Consider the following 14,249-nt stretch of genomic DNA (forward strand, 5'->3'; position numbering starts at 1 on the left):
CGAAAGTACTGGCTTCGCGAAAAGGCGTTTCGAGGGACTATTTACGTGCGTCGCAGGACTCGGTTTTTACGAGTTGTGCCACGCACGAAACTGAGTTTTTCAACTAACGCTCTTAATGCGATAACAGGTACTCAAAATGCTTAAAAAAACCGCTTTCGTACTGCCACTGATTGCCCTGGCTTTCGGTTCGTCCAGTGTGTTCGCTGTCGGTGAAGCGTCCAGCGTCATCAACATCAAAGCCTCGATCCCGACTAAACAGTTCCACGTTCAGCCGCGTGACCCGAACTTTGGTCGTGACGAAGTCATGAACTACAACACCGTGTCCGGTGAGCTGAGTTCCTTGCGCGCCACCTACGACGTGAAAAACACCGAAGGCTCCATCAAAGCCTACATCGAAGGTGGTCCTGCTTCGTTGAGCAACGGCACCGACGCCATCGCTCTGACCAACACCTTCAACGGTGTGGTGCTGACCGGTTCGCCGCTGGAAGTGGTCGATGACGCCAGCTCCACGCCGGGTACTCAGGCTGATTTGGTGATTGCCGCAGCCAAGCCGGCTGATGGTGTCTCCGGGCTCTTCACCACCAACTACACCATCGTGTTCGATCACGAGCCTCGCGTCACTCAGTGAGGCAGGCCCGCTGATCAATAAGCGTCGGCTTATTGGGTAGTGATACCGATCGGCAGGCAGTCATGTCGGTTGATCGGTTCCCTTATTGCAGTTCGAAAATCAGAGTATTCCGTTCATGTTCCCGATGACTCCCATCGCGGCAGCGCTCGCCCTGTTGTTTTGTGCGGGCGCGTTGGCGGCAGATCCCGCCAACGGCACCACACCCCGTAGTTTGCTCTCCCAGGCCAAGGGTTTGCCGGCAGACTTTGAAGAGCATTTTTTTGATGTGCCTCTGGCGGTCAGGGTTGAACTCGATCAGGAGTTTGTTTCTGAAGCGATGGTGGTGCTATCGCGGGATGACCGCCTGACCTTGCTCGAATTCACCGACCACGACGGCAGCGTGATCAAGGACGACGAGCGCGAACGCTGGGCCGACTATCTGAAACAAGGCGTGAAACTGGGAAGCTGCGAAAGTAACTGCCCGGAAAAACTCCTGGCGGTGCACTACAACCTGGAAGGTTCCAAGGTTTCCCTGCTGACCGAGGACGCCGAACGTGACGCCGACGAAGAGCGCTACTACTTCCTGCCCACCGGCGGCAGCACCGGCCTGATCGTACGTAACCAATTGAACCTCAGTGGCGGCGAAGGCCAGGACCTGGGCGGGCGCTTCGGCCTGGATGCCAGCAGCAGCCTGGGCCTGTGGAGCCAGACCCTGAACATGCAGTTGTCGCGGCTGGGCGGGCCGGATGACCAGGACCTCAACCACGCCGTTTATTCGCTCTACACCCAGCGCGAGCTGCAAGGCAATTTCCTGCGTTTGGGCTATTTCACCCCCAACTCCGAAGGCTTGACCCGCCAACTGCGCTCCTTCGGCGCGAGCCCGGACACCGCCATCGGGGTGATGTACGGCAGCTCCGACAGCCTGATGATCAACAACCCCAAGCCTGCCGTGTATCCGATTTACGTCACCGCCAGCCGCCAGGCATCGGTGGAGATTTACCGCAATGGCCTGCTGGTCAACACTCAGGCCGTCGGCAGCGGTTTGCAGAGTCTGGACACCCGTGCCTTGCCGGGCGGCATTTATGAAGTGGAAGTGCGCCTGATCGAAGACGGCCAGATCACCAGCACCACACAAGAGTTGGTCTACAAACCCAACAACTGGCGCAACCTCGACGAGCGCTGGCGCTAAAACCTGTTTGCGGGCCGGGAAAGCAAACTGCTGAGCAACTACGAAGAGCAGACCAGCGGCGATCCAACCGCCGGGGTCTCGCTGAATTACCTGGCACACCCGCGCGTGGTGCTGGGCGTGTCCGGGCGCCAGGTCAAGGACAACATGCAGTACGGCACCTCCATCGATTGGACCCTGGCCAACTACGCCAGCCTGTATGCCAACCTGTACCAGACCGAAAAATACGGCACCGGCGCCGACTTCAACGCCCTCTACAACTACGGTGCCGGCACGGTGGTGTTCAACTACACCCGCAGCTGGCTCGACACCCGCAACACCTACGAAACCCTGCCCGACGGCACGCGCATCCGCCAGCGCGATGTGTTCGTCGGCCAGACCAGCAACGCATCGCTGTCCCTCAACCACCGGCTCAGCAACCTGCGTTCGATCAATGGCCGCGTGTCTTATAGCCAAGGCAATACCGATGGTTTGGGCTTGGACCTGGGCTGGACCGAACGCACCCACCTGTTCGGCAACGACGCCAACTGGCGGCTGTCGGTGTTCGACCGGCCGGCGACCGCTAGCACGGGTGACCGGCGCAACCGCGGCGTCGACCTGAGTGTCAGCCTGGCCCTCGGAGCGCCGGGCGAGCAATGGTCCGCCAGCATCGGCACCCGTACCGCCCGTGACGGCACTCGCGACAACAACGCCTCGCTGACCTACCGCAAAGACCTCAAGGATCACGTCCTGCAAAGCGTGTCGGCGACCGCGATCACCGACACTTACGGCGTCGGTCTGTCCGGCATGGCCAGTTTCCAGAACGACGTGGTCACTGGCGACGGCTTCGTCCAGCGTTCTTCGTTCAACAACGAACTGTCCGGCGGCCTGAACCTGGACAGCACCTTCGCCATGGGGCAGCGGGAAATGGTGCTCACCAGCCAGTACCACGGGTCCGGTTCCGGCTTGATCGTGGACGTGGAAACCGACGTGGATGACATCGCCCTGCGCGCCGATGACATGAGCGGCGGCAGCACGGCATTGCGGCCGGGGCGTAACTTCATTCCGGTGGCGGCCTACAAAGGCAGTTCGGTCAGCTTCGACTTCGAGGGCAACCATGCGCCGTCGGCCTCGATCCAGCCGCAACGCACCCGCTACCACCTGAACAAGGGCGGGGTGGATTACCGCAAGATCAGCGTGATGCAGACCGTCACCGTGCTCGGGCGCCTGGTCGACCCTCAGGGCAAGCCGCTCAAGGGCCTGCATGTGATCAACCACGCCACCCGTGGCGTCAGCGAAGTCGACGGCTTCTTCTCCCTTGAGATGAACGCCAGCTCGCCCACCCTCGAAGTGCGGCGCAACAACCAGTTGCTCTGCCAGTTCCGACTCGATCCTTCCAAGGCCCGTGAGGAAAGCAACGTGCTGATGATCGGCGACTTGCGCTGCACCGCGGATACGTTAGCGGAGGCCTTCAATGGCAGTGGCAAGGCGGGTTAACGGTGTGATTTTGTGCAGAGCAGGACTCAAACGCATCCAGCGTGTGGCGATCGCATTGGTGCTGGGGGTTGCAACGCCCTTGTCTTTCGCGGGCGTACTGGAAGTGACGGCAGTATTCAAACCCGACCCGGCGAACCCTATGGTGAACAAGTTCGTCAACACCTCACCGAACTTGGGGCATTGTCTGTGGCAACCGGCGTTTTGTGAAACATGGGGCTTGGCCAGTTTGCTATCGCCCTTGAGCTTCAGTGCCAATGGGCCCATCGCCGCCGACAATGAAATGCGCCAAGGCGCCATGTTCAGAGTGCCCTCGCAGTTTCGCTCTGTGCAGGTCACGCATGTCAGGACCGGCGAGCAGCAAACGCTGGACATGCGTATTGGTGGCTTGGGTGGATGGCATGAGCTGGGCGGCAATGTCTCGCAAATGACCGGGACTGGGGGCGCTGCTGGGCATAACTTGATGTGGCGCGGCGGCTGGTGGGCCAGGGATGCTCTGCCGTGCAGGCAAACCAGCGGAACTCAAACAGTCACTTCGACGGGCTCATCGTATTTTTGGCGAATCCCGGAAGGAGATGGAACCTGTGTCAAACAGGCATTGTTCCGGGTGCCGAACTTGCGCTACACGTCGCTGTACCTGGGTTATGAGCTGCGCACGCCGAATCCGCTGAGCATGTCCTCGGGCGATTACGTGGGCAGCCTGACCTATACGGTGGGGCCGGGGATGGATTTCGATATGGGCGACGTCATGATGCCTAACGATAACGTCCTTACGTTCAACTTTACGCTGAGTGTGGAGCACGACCTCAAGGTCGAAGTCCCACCCGGCGGCAACCGCATCGAACTGGTGCCCCAAGGCGGCTGGCAAGCCTGGCTGAATCAGGGGCGCAAACCGGCGCGGCTGTTCCGTGACCAGACCTTCAATATCTCCGCGTCTTCGCGTTTCAAGATGCAGTTGGAGTGCGAGCGCGTGATGGGCAATACCTGCGCCTTGCGCAACGCCGACGGCCATCAAGTGCCATTGGATATCAGCGTCAGCCTGCCCTATGGCCTGAACCGCCCCGATGGTTCGGCGGTGAACCGTCAGCCCTTGCTGCTCAGCGGCGCGGGCACCGAGCTGTTCCAGCCTGGCTACTACGTCAATCGCCGCCCCGGCACCCTGCATTTCGAGGTCGCCAAAGAGCATGCCGACAGCATGCTGGCTCAGGGCGGTAGCACTTACTCGGGGCAAGCCACCGTTATTTGGGATTCGGATCTATGAATCGCGCATCACCGTTGAACCTTGCCGTCTTGGTCGGACTGTTGAGCCTAGGAGGGACGGGGACAGCCCAGGCCATATCCGAGAACATCACCGCGCTGTTCAAACCGGACCCTACCAACCCCATGGTCAACAAGTTCCAGAACACCACGCCGATCAGTTCTATCTGTCAGTCGCATATCCCGACGCAGTGTCAGGCCCTGAATCTGTTCAGCCTTCGCATCCCCGGTTTTGACGCGTTGTCCAACGGCCCGATCCTGGCCAATCACGCCGATGAGCGACAGGGGTTCATGGTGCAGGTGCCGTCGCATTGGCGGAACGTGTTGGTGACGCATACCAAGACCGGAGAAACCGAAACAGTGCAAATGCGCATTGCCGGTTTTGGTGGTCTTTGGCAGGTGCCGCGTCCGCCTGGGGTTTCTGCTTGGGCGCAACCTGGGGTTGGTTGGACACAACAATGGGCAAGGGCGCCGAGCCCATGTATTTCAACCGGTCATTTGAAGGCTGGTTTGCAAACCGCTACCTATTTTTGGATGGTGCCGGAAGGCGCTGGGGTCTGCAGTCGTAAGCCCTCCCAAGAATTGGCCTATATGCGTATCTACCAGATGGAGTACGCCTATGAGCTACGGACCCCCAACCCCTTGGGGATGTCCAGTGGCGAATACACGGGCAGCCTGACCTACACAATGGGGTCTGGTGGTGATTACGATTTCGGCGATGTGCTGATTCCCACGGATAACCAACTGACCTTCAGTATTTTCCTGGAGGTCCAGCACGACCTCAAAATCGAAGTCCCACCCGGCGGCAACCGCATCGAACTGGTGCCCCAAGGCGGCTGGCAAACCTGGCTGAATCAGGGGCGCAAACCGGCGCGGTTGTTCCGTGACCAGACCTTCAATATCTCCGCGTCTTCGCGTTTCAAGATGCAGTTGGAATGCGAGCGCGTGATGGGCAACACCTGCGCCTTGCGCAACGGCGACGGCCATCAAGTGCCATTGGATATCAGCGTCAGTCTGCCCTATGGCCTGAACCGCCCCGATGGTTCGGCCGTGAACCTTCAGCCCTTGCTGCTCAGCGGCGCGGGCACCGAGCTGTTCCAGCCTGGCTACTACGTCAATCGCCGCCCCGGCACCCTGCATTTCGAGGTCGCCAAAGAGCATGCCGACAGCATGCTGGCTCAGGGCGGCAGCACTTATTCGGGACAAGCCACCGTTATTTGGGATTCGGATCTATGAGCAGAACATCACGATTGGCGCGCGTCGCATTGGCCGGCCTGTTGGGCCTTGGCGCTACCGGTACGGCACAGGCGCTGTCCCAGGACATCACCGCCGAATTTGTCCCCGACCCGGCGAACCCGACCAAGAACGAGTTTCGCAACACCACGCCGGTGACGGGTATATGTGCCGGACACATGCCGATTCGCTGCCAGCAGATGGGGATTTTCACCATCCGCACCAGCAATTTCGCCGCCAACGCCAACGCGCCTATCGAGGCCTTTCACGAGGATCCGCGCCAAGGCGCAATGTGGAAAGTGCCGTCCGAGTGGCGGGATGTACAGGTGACCCATGCCCGTACCGGCGAAACAGAAACCGTGCAGGTGCGCATTGCCGGGATCGGGCACCGTTGGGATGTGCGCCCCAACACCAGTGCCTGGGCGCGGCCTGGGTATTCCTGGCAAGGGCAGTGGTCAACTGCGCCGAGCCCTTGCCAGAGCACCGGGTTTCTCACCGGTAACAACACCCTGGCACTGTTCTTCTGGCTGGTGCCGGAGGGAGCGGGGGTGTGCAGCCGATTCCCCGGCACCACGATCACGCGGTTCTGGTACAGCACCTTCGAGTTCGCCTATGCACTGCGAACCCCCAACCCGTTGGGCATGTCGTCAGGGCAATACGTCGGCAACATCACCTACACCATGGGGCCGCATCAGGACTTCGACTTCGGCGACGTGGTGATCCCCAGCGACAACCAGTTAACCCTCAATTTCAGTCTGGATGTGCTGCACACCTTGCAGGTCGAAGTGCCGCCCGGCGGCAACCGCATCGAACTGGTGCCCCAGGGCGGCTGGCAAGCCTGGCTGAATCAGGGGCGCAAACCGGCGCGGCTGTTCCGTGACCAGACCTTCAATATCTCCGCGTCTTCGCGTTTCAAGATGCAGTTGGAATGCGAGCGCGTGATGGGCGACACCTGCGCCTTGCGTAACGCCGACGGCCATCAAGTGCCGCTGGATATCAGCGTCAGCCTGCCCTATGGCCTGAACCGCCCCGATGGTTCGGCGGTGAACCGCCAGCCCCTGTTGCTCAGCGGCGCGGGCACCCAACTGTTCCAGCCTGGGCACTACGTGAATCGCCGACCCGGCACCCTGCATTTCGAGGTTGGCCGAGAGCACACCGACAACATGCTGAGCCAGGGCGGCAGCACCTATTCGGGGATGGCCACGGTGATCTGGGATTCGGACCTGTAAACGACGTCACACGTGTTATTGGAGAGCGTTATGTGGAGCAAATATGTGTGGGCCTTGTGGTTGCTGTGCGGCCTGCCGCTGGGGGCGCAGGCCGGGCCCAGCCTGAATGTCGGGGTGTTTTACGACTACCTGGACGGTGACAAGAGCACCTACCTCAAGCGCGTGTTCAACAGCGGCGACAGCACGGCGTTCGTCAGGGTCCAGGTGCTGGAAATCCTTTACAACGCCGACGGCACCTCCGAAGAGGTGGAAGTCAAACCCGCCACCGACGCGAGTTTGCGCGATGGCCTGATGGCCAGCCCCACGCGCTTGATCGTGCCGGCCAACGGCATGCAGGGCACGCGTCTGCTGTACCTGGGCGAGCGGGAAAAAGAGCGTTATTTCCGCGTGCGCTTCGTGCCGGTGATGCCGGAAAAGGACGACGAGTTCGCCCTCTCGGAAGAAGAACGCGAAGCCTATAAAGGCGCTTTGTCTGCCGGGGTAACGGTATTGGCGGGCTATGGCACGGTGTTTTTCGTGCGGCCTAAGGACGCGCGTTTCCAGACCGGCGTCGACGACAGCGCCGGCCATTACCGCCTGAGCAACGCGGGCAACAGTGTGGTGGTGGTCGACGAATTCAAGGACTGCTCCGCGGCCGATCCCAAGGACTGCCAGCCGACCACCAAGAACCACATTCTGCCCGGTCGCACGTTTGGTTTTGACAAGCAAAAGGGGCGGACCTACCGCTTCACCCTGATCGAAGGCAGCGACAAGAAACCTTATGAGGTCAAAGGATGAGAGTCAGTAAACGCACCCATCGTGGGTGGAAACGAGGCGGTCCGGCCCTGCTGGGCCTGGTGCTGCTCACCGGTGGCGCGGTGTTCAGCCCTGCGGTACAGGCGGTTCGTGAAGTGCAAGTGTTCGATGTGTCGGTGACCATCCCCACCCAGGATTTTTACGTGTTGCCGATCACGCCCGGTTTTCTGGAGCGCGAACAACAGATGATCTGGGACCTGGTGCCGGGGCGCCTACGGCCCTTGCGGGAACACTTCGACGTCAAGAGTTCCGCCGGCGGCATCAATGCGCGCCTGGGTGCGTTGCCCACCCTGTTCAACGGCGGGCGTACCTACATCGACCTGAGCGTCACGTTCAACGGCCAAGTGCTGAGCCTTGAAGACACCCTGGTGGTGCCCCAGGACGAAGCGCGCCAGGGCAAGCGCGTACTGCTGGATATATCGGCCGTCGAGCCGCCGGATGGGTTTACGCCAGGTGACTACTACGGCAGCGTCGAGCTGCTGTTCGATGCGGTGAGGCCATGATGGTGTGCAAAGGAGCGGTTATGAAGCGTGTATGTGCGGGGCTGGGCCTGTTGCTGTGTGCCCTGAGTGCCCAGGCGGGGCCGAGTATCAATGTCGGGGATTTCTACGATTATCTGCGCGGCGATAAAAGCACCTACCTCAAGCGGGTCTTCAACGGCGGCACCAAGACCGCTTTCGTCAAGGTCAACATCACCGAAATGCTCTACAAGCCCGACGGCACTTACGACGAAGTCCCGCTCAAGACCGAGGCCGACGGCAGCGTGCGCAACGGCCTGATCGCCAGCCCGGCGCGCTTGATCGTGCCGGCCGGCGGTGTGCAGAGCACGCGCTTGTTGTTTATGGGCGAGCGTGACAAGGAGCGCTACTTCCGCGTGCGTTACCTGCCGGTGGCGCCGGAGAAAGACGATGAGTTCCAGGTCAGCGATGAGGAACGCGAAGCCTATAAAAACACCCTGGCCGGTGGCGTGCAGGTGATGGCTGGCTATGGCACGGTATTTTTCGTTCGTCCCAAGGACAGCCGCTTCGACACGAAGATCGAGAACGGTGGGCAGCGCTACGTCATGCGCAATGCCGGCAACACCGTGGTACTGGTCGATGAGTTCAAGGATTGTGCGGGCCATGACAGTACGGAATGCGCGCCGACCACCAAGAACCATATCTTCCCCGGCCGCACCTTCAGCTTCGACAAGAAGGCTGGGCGCGTCTACCGCTTCTATCTGTGGGAAGGCGATGCGCAGCGCAGGATCGAAGTGCGCTGACGGACCCCGGCAGGCGCGCGCCCGTGCACGCCTGCCGGGGCTTGCGGCTCAACGCTTCGGCGCTCGATTGCGCCAGTCGCCGGCGTCGCGCAAAGCATTGCGCGTCTGTTCGCGCATCCACGCCAGGGCGTCATAGCCCAGGGTCTCTTCCAGGCGCTCGCAGGCGGCCTGAAACGCAGCGTCATCGCCTTGCAACTGCCCATCGCTAATACCCAATAGGGTCGCCAAATCCTGCATCTGCTGTAGGGCCTCGGGCGTCGGTGCCCTGCGCCATTGTTCATGCAAGTCTTGCAGCTCAAACAACTGCCCGTGACGCGTTTTAAGCCTTTGCTGATGCTGCGCGTGGCGTTCGGGATAGCGCTGCTCCAGCCAGCCGCGCCAGTGTGGGTCCAGCAGCATGCGGTTGACCAGGCCGTCGCCTTCGCCCAGTTCCAGCACCTGGCGGTACGCGCTGCCGATCTGCGCCTCGCTCACGTTGGCCGTCAGGCGGTAGATCATATGGTCCGCGATCCACGGCAAGTCCAGGCGCTGCGCCAACGCAGTCTGGTAGGCCAGGTACACCTCTACTTCATCCACCTCGCCAGGCAGGTTGTCGACGATTTCGCTGCGCAGCCGCAGGCCCTGGCCGCCCTGGGAGAGCGGCGCCAGGCGCTGGCGGATGTCGGTCCGCGCCACGTCGTTGAGCTGCCGCAGCCGCGCAATGCCCCTGCACAGCACGGCTAGGCGCTGCTCGTGAACCTCGGGCGAGGGGGCATAGCGTTCAATCTGATGGACCAACACCTCCACGCCCAGCTCGTTGAATATCTGCGTGCCGGCATCGGCGCAGTTGGCCGGGTAACTGGCCATCTCGAACAGTTTCAGGCGCAGGGCAGTGTCGGCGTCCGCCGCATCCAGCAGCTCCCAGACCTGTTGCGTCAAGGTGCGGTGGTTGGCGGTGTAACGCTGTTCGTCTTCGGCGCTCTGGAATTCGTCGGGTGCTTCAAGCGCTTTGATCACTTCAAAGAAGCCTTGGGAGCCATGCTCGTGTTCCAGCCGACTCCACAGCGCGCGCGCGGCGTCCTGAGCGGTGGTGTCCAGGTAGGCCAGCCAGGGTTCACTCTCGCCGCGCGGCTCGTAGCTGCGGTCTGCGTCCAGGCCCACGGATTCGCGGTAGGCCCTGAAACGCTCGCGACTCACCGCCCCCAGACGTGAGCGATCCAGGCGCGTGCGGGCAACCACCAGGGCGGCAGGGCTGCCCAATTCGACCTCGGGCACCTCGGTAATGGCTGTGTCTTGCAGGTTGAGCAGCCAGTGCGGCGGCCGGGGCACATCGAACACCCCGTCCGGCCAGCGTTCGATGGGCGTGCGGCTCAGGTCCAGTTCGTGCAGGTCGCGCATGCGCCCGATATCCGGGACTTGGCGGGTCGGGGTGTGGTTGAGTTTCAGGCGGCGCAGGTAACGCAGGTTTTTCAGGCGGGTAACATCCCGCGCGCGCAATTGCAGCAGGGTGTACGACAGGTCGAGGTTTTCCAGATGGCGCAGGTCCACCAGGGTATCCGGCAGGTGGGTCAGGGGATTGTGGGTCAGATCGAGGGTGCGCAACGCGGGGAAGCGCGCGAGAAAATCGGCATGCTCTGCCTTGAAGCGGGTTCTGGCCAGGTTGAGCCCGACCACATGGCCGAAATCGGCTTGCAGCGTCGGCAAAGCGTCCGGTAATACTAGGCCGCTGAGGTCCAGCACTGAGCCGCGATGTTCGACCCGGGCGCGTACCTGGTCGTCCCAGCATTCGAGGATTCTGGCGCTGATAAATGCGCGCAACTCGCGCTCCACACTCAGGCTATGGGCGCCTGGCTGCAGTGCCCAACGCGACAGCTCGCCGTTCAGGCGAATGCGTTCGACGACCAGGGTGTTGATCGTTTCGCCAAGGGCCTGCGGCCCGACGGTATCCATGTAGGTCTGGATACGTTCTTCACTTTGGTAGGGGAACAGGGTTTTCAGAGCCTCCCGATGCAGATCCGCGCTCGGCTGCGTTGGCCCGCGAGCGGTTCTTTTCGGCATCGGTGTGCCCAGCAGGGCCAGGGTCTCCCGATTCGCGCGAGCGCGTGTCGGCGGTTCGGCCAAGGCGATACGGCGTTCGGCCAGGGGTTCCAGGGTTTGCATCAGCCAGCCGCGCAGCGCGCTGCCCTGGCCGGTGGTGTAGCCCAAAGCGTGCCGGGTGGGATCGGGCAGGGCCTGGAGGATCGACTCGTACAGCGTGTCCGGGCCGTGCAGATGCTTTAACTGATCGTCGAGCACTTCATAGCCATGGTTGCCCTTGCGGATCAGCGTGCGGCGCACCTGGGCGTCCATGGGCCCCGCCTCGCAGCGCAACGGCCCATCGGCCGTGCGTTCGCGAATTTGCAGGTGCAGGTCGGCGAAGGCATCGCTGTGATGCTTGAGGGTGTTGAGCACCATGCGTTCGCTGTCCGGGGTTTGCTGCCAGGGAAAATAGAAACCCTCGTAGGCATGGGTGGTGCGGGCGACGAAATCCAGTTCGCCGGCGAGGTTCTTCAGGCGCAGCGGCACGCGCTGGTGCTCATCCATCACCCGCAGTTCGTCGCTGTTGGCGCTGCTGAGCAGCGCGTCGATGGCGTGGCTCTCCAAACGCGGCAAGTGCTCACGCAACAGGCGCGTGCGCGGCTCGTCGGACAGCTCGCGCAAACGGTGCATATAGGGGCCAATGTCGGGCGCCTGCTGGCTGACGTAATCGGCCAGCAGGTTGCGCAGGTGTTGGAGCCGTTGGGGTTTCGGCACACTTTGGCCCAGCAGCGCCTCGGTCTGGGGTTCATCGAGAAACGCCAGAACCCGCTCCGGCAGTGTGCCGGACATCACTTGCGCCAGGCTCATCTTCAGAGTGTCGGCGGGCGCGGCGTCGGGATTGCCGTAGTGGTGAGAGGCGCCGGTGAGGTCGGCGCGTAGATACACCTGCAAGGCTTTATTCGCCGGCCAGCCGGGCAGTTCGGTAACCGTCTGCTCGAACCACGCCGAGGCCGGGTCCAGTGGCTGCCCGACGCGAATACTGTCGCTGGAGCGGCTGGCACTGGCATAGGCGTCGAAGCGGTTGAGGGTGTCTTCCAGCAGGGGCGGCAGCGGCTGGTCGTGGTGGTAGATGCCGCGCAGCAGGTCGTCGTCGCAACCGCTGATGCGGCGGATACGCTCCAGTTGTGTATCGCTCAGGCCCTCTACCGGTCGCCCGAGGCGACGCAGCAAGGTCGAACGGTCCCAGGTCTGGGGGTGTTCCGCCTCGTGCAGCACGATGCCGTCGCGCTTGAGCTGCACCCTGGGTTGATAGGCGTCGGGTCGGCGCGGATGCACGATGCGATGTTCGTCGCGCTCGGCGTCATAGCGCACCCGAAAGTGCTCGCCATCGCGTCTGAGCAGTGCTTGCCCCTGGTGCCGGTGTAGCCCTGACGGTTCGGCACGGGCTTGCGCCGGCAGTTGCAGTGAGGGATCGGCATAAGGGCTGATTTCTGGGTTCCACAAGCGCGTGCGACCGTCGGGTAGTTGCACGGCTTTGAGGCCCTCTACAAAGGCCGACAGCTTCAGGTGCAACGGTTGCGCGACCTGCGCACCGGCGGCGAACGTGCCGAGCTGCAGCAGGTTCTGCGCCACCCCAAACATATGCTCCACGGCCTCCCGCGCCTGGCCCTCGGCCCAGTCCACGATGCCTTCGAAGATCTCGTCGGTCAGTTGATAGGCGGTGTACGCGAGCATCAGTTCACCCAGCCCGGGTATGAAAGGCGTGAGGATTTGCACCGCGACATTAAGTAGGTCGGAAAAGATTTTTTCCAGATTGTCCCACCATGCCCAACGCGCCATGCGATCGACGCGATGGGTCGAGACGGCGAGGCTTTGGGCATCGTTGACGATCTTGTTCAAGCGCACCCGATACAAGTAGTTCCACAGGTCGTTTTGCGTGGAGACGGTCGAGCGGTTCTGATAGTCGTGCTCGAAGCGTTGCACGTTGAATTGCAGATGCGGGTGCTCGACCGGCGTGTCTTTCCAGCTGGGCTGGCTGTCGGTGGGCGCTTTGTGGTGCCACTGCACGCGGCTCAGGCGCGCATTGAGGTTGGCGAAGAAATACCCGCGTTGGTCGTGGGCGACGAAGCGACTGAAAAAGACCTGATAGTGCTCGACGTCGCGCAGTTGGCGGGTCAGTTCAGCCATGAAGGCCTGCGGTGAAGGGTAGTGCTTGAGCGGGTGTTCTGGGTCGTCCGGCACATAGGCGAGCACCTGGGTCAGCGGCGTGGGCGGCGATGGCGGGCTATGCAGCAGGATGATGCCGGTGAGCCGCGTGTTCATCATGTCCAGGGTGTGGCAATGCAGCGGCTGGCCCTCCCACTCGACGGCGGGTTGGCCGGCGGCCAGGGCCAGCAACGGTGCCAGGGCGTTGCGCGGAATATCGCCCTTGTGCGCGGCCAGTTGCGCGGCCGCGCTCAAGCCGCTTTTCTGCTGGGCAAGCACGTGCTGGCGCACGCGATAGGCGACGCTGCGCTGCTCGAAGCCCAGGGCTCTCTTGAGCTGGGCCTGATACTGCGCGCCGATATCCAGCCGGCGACACAGTTGTTTGAACCCCTCGACAGTCAGCGCCGTGCCGCTGACCTTGTGGGTGAAGCTCAGGCTGCGTTGTTGCCCCCGTGCGTCGGGGCGCGAGAGAAACGCGTAATCGACAAACTGCTCGTTGTCGGCAAAGTTGTGCAGCGCCGCCTCCAGCAACGACACGGTGCGACTGGTGACACCCTGGGTCACGTCAATCACCCACCAGGCCTGGGCGGCGCTGACATACGTGCGCAGAAAGGTATTTTTCACATCGATGTCGCCGTAATCCTGGGCCAACGCCGTGTGCAGTTTGGCCTCGGCGTAGGCGTAGACATCGTTCAGGTCTTGAAACTGTCCATCCAACGCGTTGAGGTTTTGCCAGTGCGCGTCCACTGCCTGCTTGAGGGGGCGCGGTAGCGAGGCGGGAGGGATCGGGTGGCGGCGTGCCGCGTGGTGTAAAGCTTTGAAGCGTTGTGGGTGGGTGGCGGTCAGCCAGGGCGGAAGCGCAGTGTTGATGAAGTCGTAATGCAGCCCTTTAAAGGCTTGGGCAAAGGGGATGTCAGCCATGCAATGAATCCTGGAAATCAGCTCATGAGGCATTCGAGTCTAATGAGGGCAGGGGGCGAGAATAAGCGCGAATACCGGGTTGGA

Annotated in this window: 9 protein-coding genes and 1 pseudogene; 8 read left to right on the forward strand and 2 right to left on the reverse strand. The window is 62.0% G+C overall.

The features are described 5' to 3' along the window. The first annotated feature begins 136 nt into the window (after positions 1-136). Both ACFZPT_RS08845 and ACFZPT_RS08850 read left to right on the forward strand, forming a co-directional pair. Positions 137-628 (forward strand): CS1 type fimbrial major subunit, encoded by a 492-nt coding sequence (locus tag ACFZPT_RS08845; RefSeq protein WP_034096086.1) that lies wholly within the window; start codon positions 137-139, stop codon positions 626-628. Between the two features lie 115 nt (positions 629-743). Further along, a pseudogene (locus tag ACFZPT_RS08850) lies at positions 744-3,269 on the forward strand (CS1-pili formation C-terminal domain-containing protein). On the opposite strand, the gene ACFZPT_RS08855 reads toward ACFZPT_RS08850, so the two are convergent. Beyond that, positions 3,231-3,566, reverse strand: a complete 336-nt coding sequence (locus ACFZPT_RS08855; RefSeq protein WP_256593241.1) for a hypothetical protein — start codon at positions 3,564-3,566, stop codon at positions 3,231-3,233. The pseudogene ACFZPT_RS08850 and the gene ACFZPT_RS08855 sit on opposite strands and share 39 nt — an antisense overlap. Before the next feature lie 307 nt (positions 3,567-3,873). Between ACFZPT_RS08855 and ACFZPT_RS08860 the strand changes: the two genes are divergently transcribed. The 6 genes from ACFZPT_RS08860 to ACFZPT_RS08885 are packed head-to-tail and all read left to right on the forward strand — an operon-like array spanning position 3,874 to position 9,041. Next, the gene (locus ACFZPT_RS08860; RefSeq protein ID WP_259743799.1) at positions 3,874-4,527 is read left to right on the forward strand and encodes a hypothetical protein; all 654 of its coding nucleotides are present in this window, start codon (positions 3,874-3,876) and stop codon (positions 4,525-4,527) included. Beyond that, a complete protein-coding gene (locus tag ACFZPT_RS08865; RefSeq protein ID WP_379555106.1) occupies positions 4,524-5,759 on the forward strand; it encodes a hypothetical protein in 1,236 nt (411 codons plus the stop codon). Before ACFZPT_RS08860 ends, ACFZPT_RS08865 begins: the two co-directional genes overlap by 4 nt. Then, positions 5,756-6,985, forward strand: coding sequence for a hypothetical protein (locus ACFZPT_RS08870; protein WP_177449828.1), 1,230 nt, complete (start codon positions 5,756-5,758; stop codon positions 6,983-6,985). Before ACFZPT_RS08865 ends, ACFZPT_RS08870 begins: the two co-directional genes overlap by 4 nt. Before the next feature lie 30 nt (positions 6,986-7,015). After that, positions 7,016-7,762: a pilus assembly protein gene (locus ACFZPT_RS08875; protein ID WP_052229510.1), complete on the forward strand. Its 747-nt coding sequence runs from the start codon at positions 7,016-7,018 to the stop codon at positions 7,760-7,762. Continuing rightward, positions 7,759-8,283, forward strand: a complete 525-nt coding sequence (locus ACFZPT_RS08880; RefSeq protein WP_052229511.1) for a CS1 type fimbrial major subunit — start codon at positions 7,759-7,761, stop codon at positions 8,281-8,283. Before ACFZPT_RS08875 ends, ACFZPT_RS08880 begins: the two co-directional genes overlap by 4 nt. A 20-nt stretch (positions 8,284-8,303) precedes the next feature. Next, the gene (locus tag ACFZPT_RS08885) at positions 8,304-9,041 is read left to right on the forward strand and encodes a pilus assembly protein (protein ID WP_034096089.1); all 738 of its coding nucleotides are present in this window, start codon (positions 8,304-8,306) and stop codon (positions 9,039-9,041) included. 48 nt (positions 9,042-9,089) lie between these two features. Here ACFZPT_RS08885 and ACFZPT_RS08890 read toward each other — a convergent pair whose 3' ends face one another. After that, positions 9,090-14,165, reverse strand: coding sequence for an NEL-type E3 ubiquitin ligase domain-containing protein (locus tag ACFZPT_RS08890; RefSeq protein ID WP_379555103.1), 5,076 nt, complete (start codon positions 14,163-14,165; stop codon positions 9,090-9,092). Positions 14,166-14,249: the final 84 nt, after the last annotated feature.

It is taken from the genome of Pseudomonas sp. MD330_10 (assembly GCF_042610415.1).
GTDB lineage: Bacteria > Pseudomonadota > Gammaproteobacteria > Pseudomonadales > Pseudomonadaceae > Aquipseudomonas > Aquipseudomonas rhodesiae.

Coding starts and splice junctions, on each gene's coding strand:
- ACFZPT_RS08870 (WP_177449828.1), top strand. CDS start 5,756: ATGAGCAGAACATCACGATTGGCGCGCGTCGCATTGGCCGGCCTGTTG.
- ACFZPT_RS08865 (WP_379555106.1), top strand. CDS start 4,524: ATGAATCGCGCATCACCGTTGAACCTTGCCGTCTTGGTCGGACTGTTG.
- ACFZPT_RS08855 (WP_256593241.1), bottom strand. CDS start 3,566: ATGGCGCCTTGGCGCATTTCATTGTCGGCGGCGATGGGCCCATTGGCA.
- ACFZPT_RS08880 (WP_052229511.1), top strand. CDS start 7,759: ATGAGAGTCAGTAAACGCACCCATCGTGGGTGGAAACGAGGCGGTCCG.
- ACFZPT_RS08845 (WP_034096086.1), top strand. CDS start 137: ATGCTTAAAAAAACCGCTTTCGTACTGCCACTGATTGCCCTGGCTTTC.
- ACFZPT_RS08875 (WP_052229510.1), top strand. CDS start 7,016: ATGTGGAGCAAATATGTGTGGGCCTTGTGGTTGCTGTGCGGCCTGCCG.
- ACFZPT_RS08885 (WP_034096089.1), top strand. CDS start 8,304: ATGAAGCGTGTATGTGCGGGGCTGGGCCTGTTGCTGTGTGCCCTGAGT.
- ACFZPT_RS08890 (WP_379555103.1), bottom strand. CDS start 14,165: ATGGCTGACATCCCCTTTGCCCAAGCCTTTAAAGGGCTGCATTACGAC.